The organism is Cyclobacterium jeungdonense (assembly GCF_010994275.1).
In the GTDB taxonomy this organism is placed as follows: Bacteria; Bacteroidota; Bacteroidia; order Cytophagales; family Cyclobacteriaceae; genus Cyclobacterium; species Cyclobacterium jeungdonense.
In genome coordinates this window covers 1-21,783 of the sequence record NZ_WMCD01000014.1, presented here as the reverse complement: position 1 = coordinate 21,783, position 21,783 = coordinate 1, and the positions used below count along the sequence as shown (strand labels likewise).

20 protein-coding genes are annotated in these 21,783 nt (G+C 44.8%); 4 read left to right on the top strand and 16 right to left on the bottom strand.

The genetic code is table 11. The annotated features are described in order from the left end of the window. Positions 1 to 35: 35 nt before the first annotated feature. Positions 36 to 458 carry a hypothetical protein gene (locus tag GKS34_RS21070; RefSeq protein WP_163386976.1) on the top strand — a complete coding sequence of 141 codons (423 nt, stop codon included), beginning with the start codon at positions 36 to 38 and terminating at the stop codon, positions 456 to 458. Between the two features lie 56 nt (positions 459 to 514). Here the strand turns inward: GKS34_RS21070 and GKS34_RS21065 are convergent, their stop codons facing one another. From GKS34_RS21065 to GKS34_RS21035, 7 genes are all read right to left on the bottom strand, one after another. Then, complete coding sequence (locus tag GKS34_RS21065) at positions 515 to 1,087, bottom strand: MCP four helix bundle domain-containing protein (RefSeq protein WP_163386975.1); 573 nt, start codon at positions 1,085 to 1,087, stop codon at positions 515 to 517. Positions 1,088 to 1,171: 84 nt separating this feature from the next. Continuing rightward, on the bottom strand, positions 1,172 to 1,564 hold the full coding sequence (locus tag GKS34_RS21060; RefSeq protein WP_163386974.1) for a GreA/GreB family elongation factor: 393 nt from the start codon (positions 1,562 to 1,564) through the stop codon (positions 1,172 to 1,174). Between the two features lie 432 nt (positions 1,565 to 1,996). After that, complete coding sequence (locus GKS34_RS21055) at positions 1,997 to 3,241, bottom strand: DUF4153 domain-containing protein (protein ID WP_163386973.1); 1,245 nt, start codon at positions 3,239 to 3,241, stop codon at positions 1,997 to 1,999. Between the two features lie 28 nt (positions 3,242 to 3,269). Next, the gene (locus GKS34_RS21050) at positions 3,270 to 3,575 is read right to left on the bottom strand and encodes a winged helix-turn-helix domain-containing protein (protein ID WP_163386972.1); all 306 of its coding nucleotides are present in this window, start codon (positions 3,573 to 3,575) and stop codon (positions 3,270 to 3,272) included. Continuing rightward, entirely contained in the window at positions 3,572 to 4,198 is a 627-nt protein-coding gene (locus GKS34_RS21045) for a hypothetical protein (protein ID WP_163386971.1), read from the bottom strand. The genes GKS34_RS21050 and GKS34_RS21045 overlap by 4 nt, the downstream gene beginning before the upstream one ends. A 147-nt stretch (positions 4,199 to 4,345) precedes the next feature. Beyond that, positions 4,346 to 5,299, bottom strand: a complete 954-nt coding sequence (locus GKS34_RS21040) for an NAD(P)-dependent alcohol dehydrogenase (RefSeq protein ID WP_163386970.1) — start codon at positions 5,297 to 5,299, stop codon at positions 4,346 to 4,348. Between the two features lie 132 nt (positions 5,300 to 5,431). After that, positions 5,432 to 5,692, bottom strand: a complete 261-nt coding sequence (locus tag GKS34_RS21035) for a hypothetical protein (RefSeq protein ID WP_163386969.1) — start codon at positions 5,690 to 5,692, stop codon at positions 5,432 to 5,434. 466 nt (positions 5,693 to 6,158) lie between these two features. On the opposite strand from GKS34_RS21035, the gene GKS34_RS21030 reads away from it, so the two are divergent. Further along, on the top strand, positions 6,159 to 6,455 hold the full coding sequence (locus tag GKS34_RS21030; RefSeq protein ID WP_163386968.1) for a PIN domain-containing protein: 297 nt from the start codon (positions 6,159 to 6,161) through the stop codon (positions 6,453 to 6,455). 95 nt (positions 6,456 to 6,550) lie between these two features. Here the strand turns inward: GKS34_RS21030 and GKS34_RS21025 are convergent, their stop codons facing one another. The 3 genes from GKS34_RS21025 to GKS34_RS21015 form a co-directional block, all read right to left on the bottom strand. Next, positions 6,551 to 10,057 carry a sulfatase-like hydrolase/transferase gene (locus GKS34_RS21025; protein ID WP_163386967.1) on the bottom strand — a complete coding sequence of 1,169 codons (3,507 nt, stop codon included), beginning with the start codon at positions 10,055 to 10,057 and terminating at the stop codon, positions 6,551 to 6,553. Between the two features lie 245 nt (positions 10,058 to 10,302). Then, a complete protein-coding gene (locus tag GKS34_RS21020) occupies positions 10,303 to 11,754 on the bottom strand; it encodes a sulfatase (protein WP_240459405.1) in 1,452 nt (483 codons plus the stop codon). A 137-nt stretch (positions 11,755 to 11,891) separates the two neighbouring features. Beyond that, on the bottom strand, positions 11,892 to 12,632 hold the full coding sequence (locus GKS34_RS21015; protein WP_163386966.1) for a DUF6250 domain-containing protein: 741 nt from the start codon (positions 12,630 to 12,632) through the stop codon (positions 11,892 to 11,894). A 404-nt stretch (positions 12,633 to 13,036) separates the two neighbouring features. On the opposite strand from GKS34_RS21015, the gene GKS34_RS21010 reads away from it, so the two are divergent. Beyond that, positions 13,037 to 13,651 (top strand): Uma2 family endonuclease, encoded by a 615-nt coding sequence (locus GKS34_RS21010; protein ID WP_163386965.1) that lies wholly within the window; start codon positions 13,037 to 13,039, stop codon positions 13,649 to 13,651. Positions 13,652 to 13,899: 248 nt separating this feature from the next. On the opposite strand, the gene GKS34_RS21005 is transcribed toward GKS34_RS21010, so the two are convergent. The 6 genes from GKS34_RS21005 to GKS34_RS20980 all read right to left on the bottom strand — a co-directional run bounded on the left by GKS34_RS21005 (position 13,900) and on the right by GKS34_RS20980 (position 19,408). Beyond that, entirely contained in the window at positions 13,900 to 15,081 is a 1,182-nt protein-coding gene (locus GKS34_RS21005) for a hypothetical protein (RefSeq protein ID WP_163386964.1), read from the bottom strand. Positions 15,082 to 15,313: 232 nt separating this feature from the next. Then, a complete protein-coding gene (locus tag GKS34_RS21000; RefSeq protein ID WP_163386963.1) occupies positions 15,314 to 15,607 on the bottom strand; it encodes a hypothetical protein in 294 nt (97 codons plus the stop codon). Then, the gene (locus GKS34_RS20995) at positions 15,555 to 16,478 is read right to left on the bottom strand and encodes a hypothetical protein (RefSeq protein ID WP_163386962.1); all 924 of its coding nucleotides are present in this window, start codon (positions 16,476 to 16,478) and stop codon (positions 15,555 to 15,557) included. Before GKS34_RS20995 ends, GKS34_RS21000 begins: the two co-directional genes overlap by 53 nt. Before the next feature lie 141 nt (positions 16,479 to 16,619). After that, positions 16,620 to 17,357: a hypothetical protein gene (locus tag GKS34_RS20990; RefSeq protein WP_163386961.1), complete on the bottom strand. Its 738-nt coding sequence runs from the start codon at positions 17,355 to 17,357 to the stop codon at positions 16,620 to 16,622. Between the two features lie 1,088 nt (positions 17,358 to 18,445). Next, positions 18,446 to 18,886 carry a GNAT family N-acetyltransferase gene (locus tag GKS34_RS20985; RefSeq protein WP_163386960.1) on the bottom strand — a complete coding sequence of 147 codons (441 nt, stop codon included), beginning with the start codon at positions 18,884 to 18,886 and terminating at the stop codon, positions 18,446 to 18,448. A gap of 69 nt (positions 18,887 to 18,955) precedes the next feature. After that, on the bottom strand, positions 18,956 to 19,408 hold the full coding sequence (locus GKS34_RS20980; RefSeq protein WP_163386959.1) for a PH domain-containing protein: 453 nt from the start codon (positions 19,406 to 19,408) through the stop codon (positions 18,956 to 18,958). 743 nt (positions 19,409 to 20,151) lie between these two features. On the opposite strand from GKS34_RS20980, the gene GKS34_RS20975 reads away from it, so the two are divergent. Continuing rightward, a complete protein-coding gene (locus GKS34_RS20975; protein WP_163386958.1) occupies positions 20,152 to 21,360 on the top strand; it encodes an ATP-binding protein in 1,209 nt (402 codons plus the stop codon). The last annotated feature ends 423 nt before the right edge of the window (positions 21,361 to 21,783 follow it).

The following is a 21,783-nucleotide window of genomic DNA, read 5'->3' as shown; positions in this document are numbered from 1 at the left end:
AGCTACCGGAAGATTTTGACCTGTGGTTACGCTGGATGAATAAGGGGGTACGATTTGCCAAAATAAACGAATACCTGCCGGTGTGGAACGATTGGGAAGGCATACTTTCCAGAAACCATCGTGCCTATGCCAAGAGGGCATTTCGGGAAGCGACTGCTGATCCATTTTTCGCTCCGGCAGGAAAAGAAATCTGGGTTTGTAGGTATGGGCAAACCGTGGAAAGGCGACTCGCCCCCTTCAGAAAAAAGGGGTTGGAAATTAGCGGGTACCTCGCCTTAAAAAAGGAGGAAAGGGAAGATAAGCTTCCTGTTCGAATCCTGGAGGAAAAGGTTGGAAACCTAAAAGGCAAGGCCATGATCCTGGTAATGGTAGGCAACCTACTGGGTAAAAAGTGGATACAGGATTTTCTGGACAGGCATTCCTTTAAAGAGGGAGAAGATTACCTTTGGATGGTCTAATGGATTTTTCCGCTTTACTACTAAAAGAAGCTTAGGTAAAAAGGGACCGGCAATAATCAGTTTAGGTTGTAGGGAATGTTGGATTTGCTACTAAATACCCGGGCAGAGATTACCAAGGTCTGAACCAGAATCAAAATCAGGATTAATGCCACCATCTCCAATTGCGCAAATCGTTCTCCGGAATGGAAGATTTTTTCTGTACGCGAAAGGATCTGCTCGCCTTCTTCCAATTGGATACTGGATAGTTTTTGCAAATCTTCCATGGCGAGGGTTATGTTGGCTTCCATTGCAAGATCGGAAATATTTCCCGAAAGGGAGCCGCTGATCTTTTCAACGGTTTCTACCAGGTGGCGGAGGTGCTTTTCCTCCGCCGTAGTAAGTTGGGTTTCCTGAAACAATCCGGTAAGCCGGTTTATCCTCTCAATCTTCTTAGCTAGGAAAGAATTCGTTTGATCAGGTTTCTCTTCCTGAAGGGCTGCCCTCATCTCTAACAGATTCAGGGAAATATCGTAAATATAGCCTTCGACCAACAGCCGATCCTGGTAAATGGCAGCCATTGCCGTCCTCATTTTATCGGCATTGCTTCTTTCCTGAAAATGATTCAGAAGTACCACCCCTACTATTGCCATTAACAGAAGAGAAAGCTTGCGTTTGTTGCGGATGCTGTAAACCCATTTCATAAACTATTGGAAAGAAATGTTGCGAATTCATTTTCAACTCACCGGCACTGCTTCGGGGTTTTTTACCTTGAGGATCTGGATAATCCTTCTCCCAACAGGCAAGGGCCAATCCACTCGATCCCCTTCCTTATATCCTATCAGGGCAACACCCAGAGGCGAAAACAGGGACAGCTTGGAAGAAGCCAGGTCCGCATTTTCCGGAAGGACCAATGTCATGGCGATCAACTGATCATTTTTTTCAAATTTGACTTCAAAATAGCTGTTCAGTTGAATAACTTTTTGCGGCATAGCGGCATCCGTAACTTTTTTTGCCTTTTGGATTTCGCTTACCAGCTGTCTTACTTCTTTTGTCTTTTCATTAGGATTCAAATGATTGACTAATGTGAAAATGATGTCTACATCACTTGTTTTGATGATTGGTAACATGATAATAAATTTTTTAAATATAAACTAGGGAATGCATGGCCTCTTGGAGGCATTTGCGTAATAAAAATACGACCCTCTACCCTGATATAGGCGGCAGAGGGCTTAGCTAATGAAGGCTTTATTGTGGCCTATAAGTATCCGACCTGCTTTCAAAAGAAAACAGGAGGTAAGAACTAACCGGGCATTATGATGGAAAAATACAGAAATCATGATCTTCGGTGAAAGTACAAAAAAAACACCATATTATCTGTTTTTTGCAAAAGTATTTTTTGACGGTTGCTATTGGGTAGGCAACAGCCTGTATAACGTTACCCGGAAAATTGCACCAACGGGTAATTTGGGCCGTCCCCGATTTTTCAGAGGATCGGGATCACCAGACACAGTTGTCTAACGGGCATTGCCAATGGGAGCCAGTGACCCCGAATTTGGAGACTATGCAAATCCAAAAAGAAATGGAAAGAGTAAGGTGACCAGAACTGCCCAAATAAAGTAAACCGGTAGGTAGGAAACCATGACCTTTTCTACTTCATCCATTTCGGCTTTTTCACGGAGAACCCGAATCAATTTCCAACTTACCATCAATAAATGAAGAAGTATCCACACATTCCCTCCCAATACGGCTATTCGGTTGGGAGTGATGCCCCATTCTGCCAATCGAAACAAGATAGCCGACAAGGCCACTCCATTCACCAGAATGGTTACTCCGGCCAAAAGGGCCAGGATCCAAATTTCCAACTTCTTTTTGGATGCGGAGGAAAAGCCCGCAATCGAAAAGAAAATCAAAGCCAGAACACCTACCAACAAGGCATTGAACAGCATCAAAAAATCCCGGTCATTGTACGGATCTTTTCCCGAATAAAGAATAGCTACCAGATAAATTACCAGCATCACCAATACCAGCGGGCTGAAAAGGGAAGCGATTACCTGGGATATTTTACCTACCACCTGTGGGTTGGTTTGAATCAGGTAGGTACTGATGATCGGAAGCGCGGCCACCCCGAAAATCAGTATGTATTCGGTATAAAATTTTTCAATATCTAAGCCGATTACTGAAAATAGCCCCAGGGTTATGCCCGTCAGAAGCCCGCCGGCAATGGCCATCGGAACGCCCATAACCAGTAAATCGCCATTAAATTTCAAAAAAGAAAGCCATCTTTCCCGTATCTTCTGGCCCCCACCTGCATGGGAATATCCGAAAACACCCCACAAAATGACAAGCAAATGAAGACAAGCCAACACCAACGTATCACTATCCGGAACTTTAGGAAGGAAATTGATGAAGACAATGCCGGTTAAAGTAAGCAGGGCTATCGGAAGGACTTTTTCCTTTGGCAGCTGGTTTTTCCATGAAAAATAGATGGTAAGCGTGGTAAATAGAATAAAGCCTACATTTCTCTGAAAGAAAAATTCCTCACTTACCCCCAGAATTACTGGAAGCTTAGCAGCAATGCCGGCCAAAAGTGCCAGTAAGATCACTACCTGCCATTCCCTGCGGCTTCCCCAATCGATGCCCTCCCCTTCGTGCTGCAATCGTTCTTGCCAGAAAGTAGCGAGGGGAATATTTTGAAGCTCGGGGTACAGGTCCCGGAAAGCTTGGCGAAAACCTGATTTGTCAGATCGGTACAGGGATTCGAGCTGCCCTGGTTCGTTGATGTGTCTGCGAATGGTCTCTTTCATGATGGGAGGAGGGTGAGATGTGGATGAGTTATTTTTGACTGACTTTTTTGATAAGTGCTTCCAACGTGTTCAAGTGTTGGGTGAATTTTTGCCGGCCCAGATCCGTAGCCGAGTAGCTGGTGTTAGGCTTTTTGCCCACAAACTGCTTTTTTACCTGAATAAACCGGTGTTTTTCCAAGGCTGTTAGGTGACTGGCAAGGTTCCCATCCGTGAGTTCAAGCAAATGCTTGAATTCATTGAAATCCAGCTTTTGATTAACCATCAGGGCGGACATGATGCCCAGCCGAATCCGGCTTTCAAATACCTTATGTAGTCCGTGGATCGAAGTTTTCACTTTTCGTAGGTAACATGCATGTAAAGTCCAAACAGAATATGCAACAAGCCGAAACCAATCGCCCAGCACAAGAGTCCATAGGGAATAAAATGGGCGCAAAATAAGCCCAGGCCGATCTGCAATAGACCAAGCGGCTTTAATTCGTCAAAGGCAGCGTGCCCGGCATTGAAAATAGCCAAGCCATAAAAAATCAGGGAAAGGGGCGCAAGGAAACCGGTCATCCCTTTTCCCAGCACTATTAGCAGCAAAATGCCACCAGCCGTCAGCGGAAGGGCCATTTGGAGCACCAATCGCCGGGCGGTAGGACTCCATGCCTTTTCCTTTCGCTTATAGGCCTTCTGATAGGATAAAAAAACGGTACTCCCTACTGACAGTGCCAAAACCAATACCGCAATCAACAAGGTTTTTGCCAGATTGGGGTAAATCCCTTCGGAAAGAAGGGCGGCATCCGTTACCTGGTCGGGATTAAAACCGAACATCCAATAAGCCAGAAAGGCGCCGATCAACGCATAGCTTCCTGCAAGAATGCCTGCCGATCCGGAAAGGGAATAAAACCGGGAAGACCGCTCCATCAGGCTACGGATCTCGGTAATATCTCTTAGGTAATCTTGTTCTTTTTTCATTTTAAAAGTACTTTGAAATACAAAGTTAAATTTAAAATTTTATTTAGCAATAGTCAGATTGCTGAAAATCAGAAATATTATGAAAAAAAAATTCTTCTTTCCTGGAAAGAAAAAAATGGAAACCAGGCTATTTGGGTTTGAAAGTATTTAACCTTCCTCCCAAATCATAGCCACCTTACCCCTGGTACGCATGGCTTCTATGTAGGTTATTGCCTTTGGGATATCCCGGTAGGAATAGGTCTTTTCCAGGTGAACACTGATTTTCCCTTCTTTCACCAGGGATGCGAGTGTTTCCAGATCTTGCGTGTTAGCGGCAGCGGTAAACTGCGCCAATGGAAATTTACCCAATGCCCCTTGCAACATTAGGAGTGCCAAGTGTTTCATGTTGGTAAAGCCGATTACCACACCCCGCTTCCCCATGCGGGTAAAGTCCCGGTAAAACAGGTTTCCATGAGTATCAAAAACCAGGTCGTATTTTCCCTGGTGACGTTGAAGGTTATCTTTGTCGTAGGCGATGACCTCATCGGCTCCAAGGGATTGCACAAAATCCCTGTTTCTTGCCGAACAAACTCCCGTGACACGAGCTCCAAACGCCTTTGCGATTTGTACTGCTAAATGACCTACGCCACCGGAGGCACCGTTGATAAGCAACGACTCCCCATTTTGTAGCTTGCCATGGGTGAGTAGCCCCTGCAAAGCCGTAAGGCCTGCAACTGGAATGCTTGCCATGGCGGCAAAACTGCTGCCCTCCGGCATGTGGGCACAAGCAGTAGCGGGAACCACAGCAAATTCGGCAAAGGTTCCACCTTTTAAATCCTCCCCGAACACCCGGTCTCCTACCTGAAACGGGCCTGCATCCTCCCCTACTTCTTCCACCGTGCCCGCAAAATCAGCCCCCAGCAGTTTGTTTTTGGGGGTTATCACTCCAAAAGCCAACCGGGCTAACACGGGTGTTCCACGTAATATATGCCAATCGGCAGGATTGGCCGAGTTTGCCGCTATCCTTACTAGTAAGTGGCCTTTCTTAACGGTAGGCTTTGCCACCCTGCCCAGGTGCAGCACCTCCGGTCCCCCATAGCGTGTTCTGAGATAAGCTTTCATTTTCATATGTTTAACGGCCATATGGAATCTCGCATGTTTTATAATCATCCCTCCGTGGGGGGCTTGCGTCATGCTCGATTTCATGACATAGTTGGGAAAGCGGATAAACTTACTTTAAAATAATTCCCGGTCTTATTTTGAGATTAGGTTTATTGTTTCCTGGTCTATATCAGGCTCCCATATTTTGCTCTTGTCATAAGTCGAACGTAAGTCGAATTTAAAATTAAACTGAACCAGTTTCCCCTGAAGGTCGGTAATTTCCAATTTTGGAAGGGATGCAACTACCCGTTCACCTTCTGCCAAAAGGCTTTGACTACGATAAGATTTCGTCATTTTGAATTCTTGGGAATCGTCATTGGTATATCCAATAATGACGATTTTATCAAACGCCATAAATTTCTCACCGGGTTTAACATCCAGCACTTCGGTGATACTGCCCTTATCACTGATCCTGGCATATATCCGTGCAGTGCCGATAAGACCGGCGTTAGCAAAAATGAAGGTAATATAAGTTCCTATTTTTTTTATTGGTTTTGATAAACAATAGTTTCCAATGATTCACTGGATTTGAATTGTGCCCTCAAACGTCACAAAGCGATAAGCAATTTGGCTAAAGCCAAGGATACGCACAAATCCTCTATTGCCTACAGCTAAAGCAGTAGGCAATTGATCAAAAGAACCCCGGTTCCAATTGAAGGTTGTTAAATAGGAATGCGGCTTTAGCCCATTCTGTAGAATGGAATCCTAAACCAGGGGCTTTAGCCAAAATTGATACCTCAAGCAGCAGGCAATTGATCCAAAGAATCTTGGGGATACGGTTCTTGAAATTCAAATAAGGAAAAAAGCTATTACCCTATAAATGGCACTTTCCTGCCTGAAAAGACTGTTTTCTATTATTGACCGAAAAATCAACAATCCCAAAACAGCAGCTCAGCGTGCTTATGCCTATCTTGCTATTCTTCAGATTACACCATTCAATCCCTCGTTTCTTTCTGCATTAAATTTTGACCTTTGGCCGGATTACGAAGACGGCCTGCAATACTGCTGTGCACTAAGCGGGAACTGCGATATTATACTAACTACCAATAGCCCTGATTTCTTTGCTTCTGAACTTCCTGTCATCGATCCACTCAATTTTGTATTGCAGCATCAATAGCCCCCGGCAAACAGGGTGAATATCCCGTCGCTTGCAGTATAACCGATAGAAAAGAACTTTTTTATCATTTTTCACTAGCAACTTCTAAAGAAACTCTAAAAAGAATTCACCTGCAACTCAATTTCATTCCGGCCCGGAGACAGCCGGATGGAGCCGAATTGGGTGTTGACTTTTTCTCCATTGAGAGAAACTGCATCGTTAGGGCCAAATTCCAAAAACAAATCGGCAGATACATTGGCCGGCAAATCAAAAGCATAGCGCTGCAGGCGATTGTTTACCCTTTTGTAAGAAGCTTTCACCTTGCCGGTAAGGAAAGGAACGATGATATCGGTCTCTGTCAGCCTGCTCAGCTGGGGCCTAATCTCCAGCAGACCCCCTCCTGGTGTTTTGGGCACAATCCCCCACATCTTTCGAGCCACTATATTCCCGGGGACGGCTCCCCAGGCATGGTTCCAGTCGGCATTGGGCTTGTATTTCATGTCCCATGCTTCAAGTGTCATGGTGGAGCCAATGGCAATCATATTCCACCAACTTCGATCATGTGTTGCCGTCATCAGGTCCAGTGCATAATCTGCCGCACCGGCATTGTAAAGACCATCCATCAGGTATTGAGAGCCGTATACACTGCAGGCCATGCCCCGGGATTTGATAAATTCCACCACTTCTTGAATATTTTCTTTGGGTACCATATTGAATGCCAGCGGCATCATGTTGGCATGCAAGGAAGAATGCCCGGCACCTTCCCCATCCAGGTAAATGCCTTTCTCCGGATCCATCAACTTCTCGGTCACCGCTTTCTTCACCTTTGCAGCCATCAGATCGTATTCCATGGCCTCCCTTGTTTTGCCCATGATCCGGGCAAATTCCCCCATGATCTCCAGATTGCGGAAGTACAAGGCATTGATCACGGTATTGATGGGGGTAAACACAAACCCGTCCCTTTCGCCTTCTTCCGTGGCCAACTCCCAACCGGTGTCCTTTTGGGCGGGTGGCCAGTCCACAATATCGCGCATCTTCACATCAGGATCTTTAAAACCCAGCTTTTTCATAAATTCAGGTGTAGCCCTCGACGAACTGATCAGCCCGTCTTCCCGAGCCAACTCCATCAGGGTTTTGTGCTTCAGTTCCTCGTAGTATTTTTCAATCAGTTCGGTATTTCCCGTGTACAGGTAATCCTCGTAAAACATCAGCGCCACATGCAGCTGCCACTCAGTAGGCCAGGTGGGGTTTTCCATAAAATATTCGATGCTACGCCGCGCAATGGGGTATTCCCAATCCACGGCATAATGACTGAGTTGGTTGATGTAGGCATCTGCTTCGTAGGGAATGCGCTCCCGGTCCCCATCCACATAGATTCCCGCAAAAGAAGTGGCTTTCATGGTGTATTTACACAGGTCCCATACCTGATTCAGAATGGTATCCGAACTGCTAAAACTACTTTGATCTTCCTCAAAATACCCAAAATAAGCTTTTTGGGTCAGGCTTTCCGGCTGTTTGGTTGCCGTGATTTCTGCATAGCGAAAGGGAAGTAACACGGGAAAGGAATCCGGTAGGGCCACGGCCGCCGGACCGGTATTGCGCTCATCCGGAGGAAGCTGAACGGCATACTGTTCTTGTCCCGGGCTTACCGATACGTTTACTTCCTGAAATCGAATATGTCCCTGGGGTTCGGTATGAATGCGTCCGTCTTGTAGCTGTTCCCCTAACCTAAGGGTCAGGGTTTCTTCCTGCGCTGCCTGATAACTGAAAGTCAGGCTGGCAAAGGCCGCTTTACCAAAATCAGCCAACCAGGTATCGGGGCTTACTTTTTTGAGGGTTTGGGGCAGGATATCTTCCTGCATGAAACGGTTGGCCGTCGTAATATATCCTTCCGATGAAGTTACCTGGAATGGCTGGGCCGGGGAATACCTTCCGGTGCGGTTGTCTCCGTCCCAGATCCGTACCTTCCAGTAATAGGTCTTATTCTCCTGCAAAGCAGGACCCTTGTAGGCAATATTGAACGATTCCTTTCCCTGTATTTTCCCGCTGTTCCAGATATCGCCAATATTCTGGTAGCTTTTTTCCGGCGAACTGCTGACCAGCACCTGGTAGGCCGTTTGAAAAGCCATCCCCTCAGGCACCTGCCAGCCAAATTCCGGAGTCAAATCCCGAAGGACAAGACCGGCTGGCTTTCGCAACATCTCCACATGAAGGTTTTTGGGGGCTGCTGTACTTTCGTCGGAAAATGCTTCTCCCATGCTATCCATTTTCTTACGGAATGCTTGCAATGTGGCAGCATGCGCAGGATCGGAGGCCAGGTTGTTTATTTCCCGGGAATCTTCGGCCAGATAGTATAATTCCTCAATTGATTTATCATTGATGTAGCGGAAATATTTCCAGTCTGCCGTACGCAGTCCTTCACTGGGCGGAATATTTTCAAAATCCCAGAGATGCTCGATGAGTACGGTGTCCCGGCCAAGCTCTTCCCGTCCCTGAATAACTGGAACCAGGCTTTTACCCTGGTAAGCCGCCGGAATGGGCAGGCCGGCCAGGTCTAAAATGGTAGCAGGCACGTCTACATTGGCTGCCAAGGCCTCCGATTCCATCGGTTTGGCCACCCGAGGGTCGTGCACAATCAGCGGTACCCGGATGGAGTTGTCGTACATCAACCATTTTCCGGCCAACTGCCGCTCGCCCAAAAAGTAACCATTGTCGCCCATGAGGATTATGACCGTATTCTGGTCCAGCCCTTTATCGCGGAGTTGCTTTCTGATTTTGGCGATTTCCCGGTCTATGCCGGAAATCATGCGATAATAGCCCTTGACGCTGTGCTGGTATTTTTCGGGGGTATCGTAGCGCCAGGTCCAGCGCAAGCGATTGAAGCCGGATTTGACGATTTCCGGCTGGGCTTCAAAGTAGCGGTCTTCGGAAAGGTCGGCATCGGGGATGGTAACGCCCTGCAAAAGGGGGTCCACTTCTTGCTGCCAAAAATACTGGTCTTCGGCCGGATCGTGGGCATGGGGGGCACTGAAAGACAAGGAAAGACAAAAGGGTTCGTTGGGATTGGCCTGGTCGATAAAATCCAAGGCCTGCTGCCCGGTATAGCGGGTCAGGTGGACGGTATCGCTGCCGATGGTTTTGTAAAAATAGCCCCGGCGATCCCTAAATTGTCCGTTTCGGTCGTAGGATTCGTATTCATCAAATTGCCCGGCAAGGTCCTTGTGGTTGACCCCATACTTTCCAAAGAAACCGACACGGTATCCGGCTTCCTTCAGTAGCTTGGGGTAGGCGGTTTCCATGTATTCTTCCCGGATGGGTCCGGTTTGAAAGGTGTAGGCATGGGTGCGTTCATACAGGCCGGTGAAAATGGTGGCCCTGCTGGCGGCACAAATAGGGGTGGTGACCAGGGCATTTTTAAAGTAGGCACCTTCTTCCGCCAGGCGGTCCATTTCCGGGGTGTGGATTAGGTCGTTCCCGGCATGCCCCAGGGCATCCCAGCGCTGGTCGTCAGTTAGGATAAAGATAATGTTGGGTTTTTGGTTCGATTGGTTGGTGGATTGGGCCTGACAAATCAAGGGAGTGAAAGCCATCCATACCAAGATAGTAGAAATCGATTTAAGCATGTATAAGGTTATTTTTCTATCAATGATTAAGAAAAAGAGATATTAAAAGTACTCCTTTTTCCTTAATTTACCATTATAAATAGGGATTTTGGCGACTGCTGGGAATAAGTAGGGAAATCATTCTGATCCTGCCTAGGAAATGCCCGGCCAATGACCATCCATTATCACAGTTAAAACAATCGCTATTCCACCATCAATCAACGTCCGCCGTTGTACATTTTGTCATTCTTTCATTTATCTATTACCTAGGGCTTGCTTAGGAAATCCGATCCCCATTTTTCACGCAATTCGCGTGACAATTCGGTTACCTGGGTTTGGTATCTTTCTTTTTCGGCCAGGTTGTCCAGCTGCAATGGGTCGGAAGCTTGGTTAAAAAGCATGCGTTCGTAAGCGACACCCCGGTCATCGGTCCATTCGGTATATTGGAACGAATCGGATATCAGCGTGACTCCGTCGTGAAACTTGACCACCGCATGGTTCTTTTCCCGTTTTCCGCTTTCCATTAGGGAAACAAAGCTGTCTCCTTCCAGATGAGCCGGTTTTTCAATGCCTGCCAGCTCACAAAGGCTGGGGTACAGGTCGATCGTCTCGGTGATGAAATCGGTGTGCTGTCCATTGGTTTTTCCCGGGACTTTGACGAGCATGGGGACCCGAAGGGAGGAGTTGAAATTGGCGTGTTTGCACCAAAGCTTGTGGTCTCCCAGGTTCCAGCCATGATCCCCCCAAAGGACAACGATGGTGTTTTCGGCCAGGCCCAACCGCTCCAATTCGTCCAGTACCATGCCGATTTGGGCATCGGTATAGCTTACACAGGCATAATAGCCATGAATCAGTTCCTTTGCCTGCGCTTTCGGCAAATCACCTTCCTTGGGTATGGTCTCGTAATTTCTGAGCTCTCCAAAATTATGATAAGCTTTGCGGGGCGTGGTTTCCGGCTGCCGGTAATTTTCGGGAAGCTCGATGTCCTCCCGCCGGTACTGGTCCCAGTATTTTTTGGGCGCGGTAAAGGGCAGGTGCGGCTTGTAAAATCCCAGTGCCAGAAAGAAGGGCTTGTTTCCATCCTTGAGTTTGTTCAAATCACGTATGGCTTTTAGCGCCAACTTACCGTCCCTGTACGCAGAATCCGGCACATCAGCGTTTTCCATGGGCATGCCGCGAAAGGTATTTGCCCGAATCTCCCGGTATGCTTCGGTAGCATAGCTATATTTTCCCGACGGTTGCCAAATCTCGTCCCAGGCCAGGGAATCGTCCTTGGCATGATGGTACACTTTCCCGTTGGATACGGTGGTGTAGCCGTTGTTCTTGAAGCGTATGGGCAGGGATTCTGCCTCCGGGTAGTCTGCGTCCTTCAATGTTTTATAATCTATAAATCGGTAGCGTGTCGGCCTGGTTCCGGTCAGCAGACTGGCCCGGGATGCCCCGCAGACCGGTACATTGCAATAGGCACGATCGAATACCAGGCTTTGGCTGGCCAGCCGATCCAGGTTGGGGGACTGAATGTGCTCTGCGCCATAAAAATTGAGCTCCGGCCGCAAATCGTCCACGGCGATAAAGAGGATATTGGGTTGCCTTTTTTCTGTTTCTTGTTGCTTTTCCGAACAGGATATAAGGAAAACACCAAATAGTAAGAAGGCTCCAGTGATGTATTCTTTCATATGTTTATAATTGTCTTTAAGCGGCCATATGGAATCTCGCATGCTTTATAATCATCCCTCTGTGTGTCGATCTCGTCATGCTCGATTTCATTTTTGCACTATATAACTATATAGAGGATTGTTTTCGATCTTTTTTCCAATGTGTTAGTACTATCCACTACGTTTTTTCTTTTATGGTACTAAGGAACATCCATTTTTGAAAGCTCATACACGTTAAAATCATCAATAAAAAGGTGATTATTCACCGTCCGAAAGGCAAAATAGCCGGAATCATACGGTGACGCATCGTATACATTAAAAATCAGTTGTTCATTTCTCCAGTATTGGATCGTAGTATTGTACACGATAATGCGTATCCGGTTAGGGACATTCGGGACGATCAGGTATGCTTCATCTGAAAGATCGTGTGCCGGGAGTAGCGGCTTTTGCCCATTTCCAGAATATCTGCGAAACCTCGTCTTTGTGTTATTATGACCGCCAAGCCCCACGTAATAGAGCTTTAAGCTATCATACTGACTAAATTTACCCGCTCTATGTGGATGCGCATCCCCAAAAAAATTCGTGTGCCAGGGATCGGTAGCCAACCAGAAACAGTTTAAGTCCGACACCCGGTCCAGTGGCCCTCCTTCATCAATCACAGTAGCGGTAAACTCGATCATAACTGGTTGACGCAATTGCTTATCAAACCAGACGGTACAACCCGCCTTGTCTTCGATTTCCATTCTACCCCTATTTAAAACGACCGTTCCTCCGGGTTGCTGCTCGGTTATCCAATGGTCCAGGTCGTTGAATGTTTCTGAATAAACCAAGGTAGGCTTCACGAGTATGGAATCATTCAAGGTGAGATGGCGAGATTCCTGGGCGAACAGGATGTTTGGTAAAATGATGATAAGCAAGGGTAAAAATAGTATAAGTCGCATTATTAGGTTTTTCATTATTGCTGCTCTCTCTGCCTGGCAATGGCAATATCTGCTGCCACCCAGTCGGTGGTTTTTTCAAAATCCACATAGCCCACCCGATTGGTCCAAAGTGGATGCGTGTTTTGGACACAGGGATTTTATTCCCACCGACTAAAATACCAAATATTTTATCATACACAGGTTGATGCAATGATAATTTTTCCGAATGGCAGAAAAGTGAAGGCTTGGCCAGTGTCACACCATTTCATGCCTTTTCTGGCTGAGCCTGTCGAAGCCCGACTCCGCTCAGGCACCGCAGGCATCAACACATCACCACATCACCACATAAAATTAATTGTGTAGTTTTCCATGAATCACCTGCCTATCATCCAGTATTTCTGAAATATTATTTGTAAATTCCTGCTATGGATTTCCATGAAAAACCAAACCAATCGGAAGAGCCTTTCACCTCTTATGGCCATTACACCTATTTGGACTACCTCCATTGGCAGATGGATGAAATGGTGGAATTGATTAAAGGCAAGGTTTTTCGGGCAGCTGCTGCGCCACGACGGATCCATCAGCAAATTTTGCTGGAAATGGCCAGAAAATTTGCTGACCATCTAGATCAACATCCATGCAGGGTGTTTATTGCGCCATTTGATGTTCGTCTTCCCAAGGACTCTAACTTGCCTGAAAAAATTGATACCGTGATACAACCAGATATCTGCGTGGTTTGCGACCGCAGCAAATTGGACGACAGGGGTTGCTTGGGCGCACCCGATCTGGTGGTGGAAATCCTTTCTCCTGGCAATAACCAAAAGGAGCTCAAGCAAAAATATGACGTTTACGAAAAAAGTGGGGTTAAAGAATACTGGATCATTCATCCCGATGAACAGACCTTATTGGTGTACCGGTTAATTAATGGTGCCTATCAGCCCACCCGCTTACTCACCCATGGAGATCTGGTCCATTCTCAGGTAATTACAGGTTTTAAATTAAATATTTCAGACTTATTTGAAAGTTCCGAGGACAAATAACCATTGAGGTCTTCGGGACCTCGAGGGTTTCTTCGTATACGCTCTGCGAAAAGACCTTGCTTCGGAAAACCCCAAAGATCAATGGCTATAACCTTTGGGGCTTCGGGACCTCGAAGGTTTTATTCGTAAACGCTCCGGAAGAGACCTTCGGGTTAGGGAAACCCCAAAAGTCAATGGCTATAACCTTTGAGGTCTTTGAGACCTCGAAGGTTTTTTTCGTAAACGTACCAGGAAATACCTTCTTTAGATTATTTTATAATCAACTTCATTTGATAAAAAGTAACCTTATCCTCCTCCACCCCAAAATAATCCTGATCCTTCAGGCCCAAAATAGCTCCATTTTCATCCACCACACTGCTGAGCGTGATACCCTGTGGAAAAGGAATATCCTTTTGCAGTATCCGATGTTCCCGATCCAGAACCGCCAGGTAATTGCTGATTTGAAGGGAAAATGCCGCTCTTTCTTCCATGGTATTCCTGGGAAAGGATTTGGCCTTTTCCTCCTCCATACCCTTGGTGTAATGGATGAGGATCTGGCTGTCCAACACATACAGGTTTTGGATCCTGCCAAAAACATTGTAAAGACTCGCTTCGTAGTAATCGTCCATGCTGGCCATGGGAACGCCTTTTATTGCGACGGCATCTTTCAGGTCCAGGTCGATGGTATTGTGGTAATCCAATTCTCCCCCTGCCTGTGCGTACACGTGATAGGCCAATTCGCCCCTGAAATAGACCAACCACTCCTCTCCTGCAGGAATCACGGCAGGAAAGATCCAGTGGTAAAAATTGCCGTCCTCGTATATCGTTCCGGGTGGAAAAGGCATGGTCTGCCTGTAGGCACCTGTTTCCGGATCAACCAGTTCCAGAATGGGACTGCGGTAAATGCTTTCAAACATTTCGGCCTGGTTGGTATAATCCTGTTCTCCCCTTTCCGGTCGGATATAGGCCAGTTCCTTTCCGAAGGCATGAACGGGACTTTTGAGCCCATTGATAAAGGTGTACGGAGGATTTAAATCCATGCGCTTGACGATTTCTCCCTGTGTGGAAAAAAACAGTAAGCCCTTTGCGGCATCCATTACCGTGAACTGCCCCTTAAAAAAGCCCCATCCCATAGCCCATGAGATGGCATTGGGGCCGTCCTTTGCCAGGTGAAACCGGGAACTGACGTTTCCTTCCCTGTCAAACAGCAGTACTTCATCCGTACCGTTGTCCATGCCCAGAAAAAGGTGGGTTGACGAGTCGTAGTCATAAAGAAACAGATTCCCCTGATAATCCGCCTGAATGGAATCGGTCAGCATCAATTGATAGCCGGAAAAAGAATCTTCTCTTATTTTATCTTTATTCCTGCACCCAAAAAAGGCCAAAGCCAAACAGCATATACAAAGCCCTATTTTCATCTTCCCAAGATCCACAAAAGAAAATGAAACCATTACATAAAAGGTGTTAAATTTTACTAATCGGGGGAATTTTGGGAGATAAATGAAGGATTTTAATACTTAGCATGTCGAAAAAATCCCCCTGCCCTCTTTTTAAGGGGGATTTATCTTATCTGCATTTTCTGTGTTCATTGTAGAAAGGTACCGCTTGTCCACAGAAACATCAGCTAGAATCGAATTCAGGTTTCTAACTAAATGGCTATCTTCTCGCGACCAAAAATTAAATTTACTCCCCTCCGTATACCATTTTAAATTTATAAACCGTATGAAAATCCTCTTCCACACCTGCCTGTTCCTGGTCTTTTAGTGCTACGATTTGGCCCTTTTTGTCCACCAGGGCCTCAAAAGGAACCATGCTTTTCGGAATGGGCAGGTCCACTGCGCGCAGGCCAAACTCCGAATCAAAAACGGCAAATTCCAAGGGAAAGGAGTACACCAATTCCCGCCGCTGTGCCGGATCCGACACATCATAGGCTGCTTTCGTTTCGGGAGAAACACCCTTGCTGTAAAAGGCGATCAAATGATCCTTCAGTGGTAAAAACCGGTGGATCTGGGGGATACGGTAGACAAGCCCATTTTTTTCGAAAAAAGTATCCATCTGCTCCAATGGCACGGGCTGGTCCGGGAAGGCGTTCTTCGCCGGAATTTTTTACCGTCTGCTCAAAGAGCAACTGTTGTTCCTCTTCGCTATAAACATGAAACTCCAGGGCATTATTGACCGAAAGGAACCATTGGGAGCCGCCATTTTGGATAAGGGGCGTAGGGTACCCGTAAAAGAGCCCTTCTTCAAAGGCATCGGTTTCCGGAAACTGCATGGTAGGATAGTATTCGCCGCTGATCGTATCCAGGACCTCCATCATGGGTCCTCCGTCCAGCATGCGTCGGTAGGCTGCCTGCCGGTCCTGCCCTTCTTCTGCCGATTCCGGTTTGTAGTACAGCAATTTATCCTCCAGCGAAGAAGCTGCTATATGTGCGCCACCCACGATCCAGAAATAGGGATAGGGTATCTCCGTCCGGTTCAATACCTTTCCCTCTCTGCTCAATGTATAGATTTGATCGGCAAAAATACAGATGTTTCCTGCCGAGAACCTGGGGTTTAGCCCATAGCCGCTGATGGCCTCCGGGCCGTCGTCTTGCAGGATAAAAGTATGTTGGATAGCTCCTGAGGTATCAAAAATCAAAACTTCCTTTTCCTGTTGGTTGTAGGCAAGGTACTGGTTGGTTTCCGGATCATAATCCTTAAGCTCCAGGCTGCCCATATAATCGACGCGCAGGGAGTCCACCAATTGGATGGAATAGCTGTCGGCACCGGAAGTTTCCTTTTTGGAACGGGAACAGGAAAGCAGTCCTACGGCCAGCAAGGCTAGTATTGGTAAACGAAAATGTAACATGGTTAAAAGTAAACCTAGTGGCATAAAAAAGCAAAATTAAGAGTGTCCACCTAAGTAAACCCAAACCGAATCGTTCCAGTACCAGAATTGGGGTACAAAAAAATTGAATCCTTTATAAGGCAAATAATTACTAGCGGTATCCTATGGGAGCATCGCACAATTATTGTTTTCCAAGTCCTCTGATGTGGGATTGTAGAGGTTTCCTTGGGTGTAGAAAACATCTCCGTTTCTTCTATTTTTTACGAAATTGGTCAACGGACAGAAATCGTTCAATAGTGGATTGGAATAAAGCAGTACTGCTATTGATTTATTAAAACCCTCCAAGCCACTAATATTCTTTAAGTTAGGGTTATAGCTAACCACCAGTTTTTTAGCCTCCTTCAAATTTTCCAATCCGTTTAAATTACTCAAAGACTCATTAAAAACAACACTCATTTTCTCGCCTACCGTGTTCAATCCCTTTAAGCCTGTTAATGATGTCAAATTATCATTGTACTTAATTTCTATATCCTTGGATACACTTACTAAGTTTTGAAGTCCGCCTAAGTTTTTCAACTTAGGGTTAAAGCCAATCTGTAAAAACTCGAGTTCCCGAATATTTTCTAGACCTATCAAGGTTTGTAAATTTTCATTTTCCAGAATGATAATACGCCTAACCTCCCTAAGGCTTTTTAAAGGACTTAAATCTTCAAATTCATCGGAAATGACAATGTTCAAGGTACCGTTAATGGTCGTGTAACCTTCATCAGCGAAATTCTGAAGATCCGAAAGAGAAACTAAAATAATATCTCCTTCAAAAACGACAGGTTTAAAAGGCTCGTCAGCCTCAGAACATGCAACCAATGTAAAAAGACTGGCTAATAAAAGCAAAAATCTCATATGATAGTATTCAATAAGAAAAAATTAATCTTTCTATGAATTTAATTATTCATGTGGTCATAATTTGATTTCTAAGACCATAGCTGTCCCAATACTATCTTGGAAGAATCTCACATGGGTCACAATCATCCCTAATGTATCGCCTCTATCCAGCCTGATTTCAGTTTTTTCCCTATGCACCGGTATTCTCAATTTCTTAGTAAAAAAGCTGCGGAAATTTAGGACAAAAAAATGATATTAGGTAACTATATTTACAAGATTTATTCATTATAAATGATTTAACCAATCAAATATTCCCCAGAAAACGACCTTTTTTTACCACATGAGTGGGCTATACATTCATTAGAGAACATCACGTTCTGCTGATGCCTATCAAGATTATATCAAAGAAAGGGGTCAGCAAAGCATTTCCACTGATAACAATTTTAATAAGGGAAGGAGGAGATATGACCTGATTAAAAGTAGAACTAATAGTCTAAAGAAGCTAAATCTCCCACCGTCAATGCTAATCGGTAAAAGATGCCAATACCGGGTAAGCGGAAGCAGTAGTCGTACCCCTGAGATTGAAACTCCTATCGCTTGTTGTCAAGCCGCTTAACAAGGAACATGACTATTCGCTAATACCGGTGCAGGTTTGATGCCGATTTCCGCACTCGCATGAGGGTAGAACAAAGGTTATGTCCTTAAGCAAACCTGATTCTTTTCTGTACTTTTTGCCGTCGATTCGCTGCGCTGGTCGGGAAAAGCTTTGACCCAAAAGATCAAGGCACAAAAATCCTTCCCCCCGCAATCCTCCCGCACCCCCCGGTTTTGTGCCGGCCTGCCCGCTTTTTCCATCTTAAGACCTTTTATCAAGGCTAGTTGATAGGGTTAAATGGAAGCAAGGGTTTTATTGGTTAAACGGCTATTCAATATACATGCAAACCTCGTCCGCAAGAAGTTTTTTATTTTACAACTAAATCTCCCTTTATAATAGACGGGTATATGTAGGGAGTACCGGACAGTTTTTTCCTCGGAGCTTTCTCATGCCTTTTCATCTACCTTGTCATTTCAAAAGTTCTGCTTCAGAAATCCGGTTTCGATATCGGTTAAAGTCTGTAGGTAAAATGAACGGCACTTTCTTCTCCATCCGGCCGGGTCCTGCGGTAAAAATGAATCGCATTCTCATCATCGCCATCAGCCTGGACAAACATTTCTTCATAGCGCTCTTCCCGGCAAAATTCCCGGGTGAAGGCCATTAATTGTTTTCCTATACCCTGCCCTTGAAACTCGTTTTTTACGGCTAGGTCATAAATATAGGCTGCAGGCTTTCCGGTATAATAGCCATCCAGGCGGTACACCGTCAGACCACCAATGACCGATCCTTCCTTCATGGCTACAAAGACAAGGAAATGATCTTTTTGTAGCAGCACCCTCAGCTGAGCTATATCTGGACTTGGGAATGGATCCATTTCAAACTCGGTTCCAAAAAGGTCAATCAATTCCTGAAATAACCCGGCTTCGTTTTTTGCAAGTTGCCTTATTTCCATATAGATATTGGTTAGAAAGATAATTTGATTGCTTCTTTACTTTATTAACTATAGCTGTTTCACCCGCCTTCAGGCGGTTTGGGATCCGGATGGGGTTTCCGATGCGATTACCTGGATGGTCGGGTTGATGGTGAGCAGGTCGGCAATCAGGTCATCACTGTCTTCCGGGGCAATGTATACGTCGTCATACCGCTTGTATTTTACGATCAAGCCTCCGGTAGCCAGTGCTGGCTTCACTCCCACCCATCGGGTTTTGCCTTTGAGGATGGTGGTGATATCGGCTATATCAATTTCCCCTTTGATATATCCTGACTTGTAGTAAAAGGTATGGCCCCGGATCCAATACTGTGTGTCAAGATAGGGCCATATAATCAATAAGGCCGGAGTTGTTAGGGGGATAATTCTTCGCAACTTCTCCTTTATCGGTTTTGTATCGAAGAGACCATATGCCAATGGAAATACCAGCAGGACAAGCAATATCCCCTGCATCAGGCGTCCTTTTTTAGCTTTGTATGTTTTCATTTCTATTGGCTGCACCCAGTTATTTTTACCACTAAAAATAGCGAAGATTTGAGATTATTTAAAAATATCAAGGTAATTTTCAATGGAATCCAACAGGTTAAGAGTTAAGGGGCCTGGACCATTTAGGTTTGACCAGAACTAAATTTCTGTGACTGGACTTATTATCGGTAGCCAGGGAGATGGTTAAGGGTTTATAGGTTTAATTGGTTAATCGGTTAATTGTTTAATTGTAAATTAACTAACTTATTAAAGTATCATTCCATTTGCGCATCAGATCATCACACCATCAATTTGTACCGGGTGAAATTTGCAATTTCTCCCTGATATTTACGAAAATGCGTTTTCAAAAACCATATATTAAAAGGCCATTTGCAATGGCCAAGCGTGAATTAAATTTAGTTGTTTCTTCATAGAACCGCCAAATTACCGAATTCTGCATAAATTGATATACAGTAAAATCATCCTCCATTTTATTATCGTTTTTGCTTGCCCCATAAATGATGAAAGCCGAAAAGGTGAAATACAGGTATTTTTCATTTGACCAGGTTCCACGAACGGAGATGGTGTCCCTACCTAAAAAAGCTAAATTTTTGACGAATCGGCGACGAATAAAATAAGAGGGAACCGACCAAAATCCTAAATTTTATCTGAAGGTATCCGGAAAAGTATTTTTTATTGTTTAATAAACTACACTATTGTTGTTTATTAAACAACAATAGTGTAGTTTAGCATAAAACGCATGTATGCTACCCCTCGACTTACTGAAAGAAGTGGCTTTGAGCCAGAGATCTGATTTAAACACCAGAACGCAAGGCCTGGAAAGAAAAGAACTGGATAATTTTCCAGTGCTCAAGAGCCATTCGTTGATTATATCTGGCATAAGACGATGTGGAAAGAGCACGCTTTTGGTCCAATTAATGAAAAAAACCTATCCAACCGCCTTTTATTTGAATTTTGAAGATCCCAGGCTTTATGGATTTACAGTAGAAGATTTCCAAAAAATTGATAAGCTGGTAAAGGAACAAAAGCATAACGAATTGCTTTTTGATGAAACACAGGTAGTGGCTGGTTGGGAACGGTATATTCGTCAAAAGTTGGACCAGGGAAATCATCAGATTATCATCACCGGCTCTAATGCCTCTTTACTTAGTAAAGAATTAGGAACAAAACTAACCGGGAGGCATATTACCAAAGAGCTTTTCCCTTTCTCCTTTGGACAATTTTGTGCCATAAAGGAGCTCCCCAAATCCCCGGAGAGTACGTCGGACTATTTGCAAAAAGGTGGGTTTCCGGAATATATAAAAAGTGAAAAAATAGAATTATTACACCAGCTTTTTGATGACCTGTTGTTAAGGGATATTACCGTCCGGTATGGGGTAAGGGATTTTAGGTCATTGCAGCATTTGGCCATGTATCTTGTATCCAATGTGTCTAAATTGGTATCTGGAAACAATCTGCGAAAAACACTGGAAATCAAAGCCACTAGTACCGTGATGGAATATTTTTCCTATTTGGAAGAAAGCTGGCTGTTCTTTTTTATACCAAAATTCAGCTATTCCAAAAAAAAGCAACTGATCAATCCAAAAAAGGTATATGCGATTGATACGGGACTGGTATCGGCCAACTCAAGGTCATTTTCTGACGATCAGGGAAGAAAATTTGAGAACATGGTATTTCTTCACTTTAGGAGAAAATACCAGGAGATTTATTATTTCTCGGATAAGCAGGAATGTGACTTTGTCTTATGCGATCGGAGTGGACCGGTATCCTTGGTTCAGGTTTGTGTGAAGTTGAATCCAGATAACCTGAACAGGGAGTTGGATGGCCTATGGGAAGCCATGAAGTTTTTTGATAAAAAAGAATCCTTATTGGTAACTTTAAGCCAGGAAGATGAATTTTATGATGCGGGCCGTAAAGTTGTTGTGGTGCCTTTTCACAAGTTAAAGGATTAGAAAAAATCATCCCCCAATTTTTTATGTCGATTACTACTTAAAATTAGGATCAAAGCCGGAAACATGAAAAAGATGATCCGTCGGATTCTCCAAGATAAACTGTTTCAGGGTTTGAAATCCATGCCAGGAGTCGTCCTGTTCGGACCCAGACAGGTCGGAAATGGGTTTTATAGATTTCGTTAGATGATATTAACTTGGACAGCAAAGTACGCAGGTAGCCTTTTGGGGTTTTTAATCGAAATCCAAGCATCCAGTCCATGTTTCCGTTACCGATATGTCTTGTCCTGAAATAGGTTTACAGATTTGAGTGGTTTTAAAACAATCAAAACCATGAAAATTGTAAAACACTATTCGGACGATTTTAAAAGAAAGGTGATTCAGCATTATCTGAATTCTGATGATAGCATGAAAACCACAGCGGTC

Coding starts and splice junctions, on each gene's coding strand:
- GKS34_RS21070 (WP_163386976.1), top strand. CDS start 36: ATGAATAAGGGGGTACGATTTGCCAAAATAAACGAATACCTGCCGGTG.
- GKS34_RS21065 (WP_163386975.1), bottom strand. CDS start 1,087: ATGGCAATAGTAGGGGTGGTACTTCTGAATCATTTTCAGGAAAGAAGC.
- GKS34_RS21060 (WP_163386974.1), bottom strand. CDS start 1,564: ATGTTACCAATCATCAAAACAAGTGATGTAGACATCATTTTCACATTA.
- GKS34_RS21055 (WP_163386973.1), bottom strand. CDS start 3,241: ATGAAAGAGACCATTCGCAGACACATCAACGAACCAGGGCAGCTCGAA.
- GKS34_RS21045 (WP_163386971.1), bottom strand. CDS start 4,198: ATGAAAAAAGAACAAGATTACCTAAGAGATATTACCGAGATCCGTAGC.
- GKS34_RS21040 (WP_163386970.1), bottom strand. CDS start 5,299: ATGAAAGCTTATCTCAGAACACGCTATGGGGGACCGGAGGTGCTGCAC.
- GKS34_RS21035 (WP_163386969.1), bottom strand. CDS start 5,692: ATGGCGTTTGATAAAATCGTCATTATTGGATATACCAATGACGATTCC.
- GKS34_RS21030 (WP_163386968.1), top strand. CDS start 6,159: ATGGCACTTTCCTGCCTGAAAAGACTGTTTTCTATTATTGACCGAAAA.
- GKS34_RS21025 (WP_163386967.1), bottom strand. CDS start 10,057: ATGCTTAAATCGATTTCTACTATCTTGGTATGGATGGCTTTCACTCCC.
- GKS34_RS21020 (WP_240459405.1), bottom strand. CDS start 11,754: ATGCGAGATTCCATATGGCCGCTTAAAGACAATTATAAACATATGAAA.
- GKS34_RS21015 (WP_163386966.1), bottom strand. CDS start 12,632: ATGCGACTTATACTATTTTTACCCTTGCTTATCATCATTTTACCAAAC.
- GKS34_RS21010 (WP_163386965.1), top strand. CDS start 13,037: ATGGATTTCCATGAAAAACCAAACCAATCGGAAGAGCCTTTCACCTCT.
- GKS34_RS21005 (WP_163386964.1), bottom strand. CDS start 15,081: ATGGTTTCATTTTCTTTTGTGGATCTTGGGAAGATGAAAATAGGGCTT.
- GKS34_RS20995 (WP_163386962.1), bottom strand. CDS start 16,478: ATGTTACATTTTCGTTTACCAATACTAGCCTTGCTGGCCGTAGGACTG.
- GKS34_RS20990 (WP_163386961.1), bottom strand. CDS start 17,357: ATGAGATTTTTGCTTTTATTAGCCAGTCTTTTTACATTGGTTGCATGT.
- GKS34_RS20985 (WP_163386960.1), bottom strand. CDS start 18,886: ATGGAAATAAGGCAACTTGCAAAAAACGAAGCCGGGTTATTTCAGGAA.
- GKS34_RS20980 (WP_163386959.1), bottom strand. CDS start 19,408: ATGAAAACATACAAAGCTAAAAAAGGACGCCTGATGCAGGGGATATTG.
- GKS34_RS20975 (WP_163386958.1), top strand. CDS start 20,152: ATGCTACCCCTCGACTTACTGAAAGAAGTGGCTTTGAGCCAGAGATCT.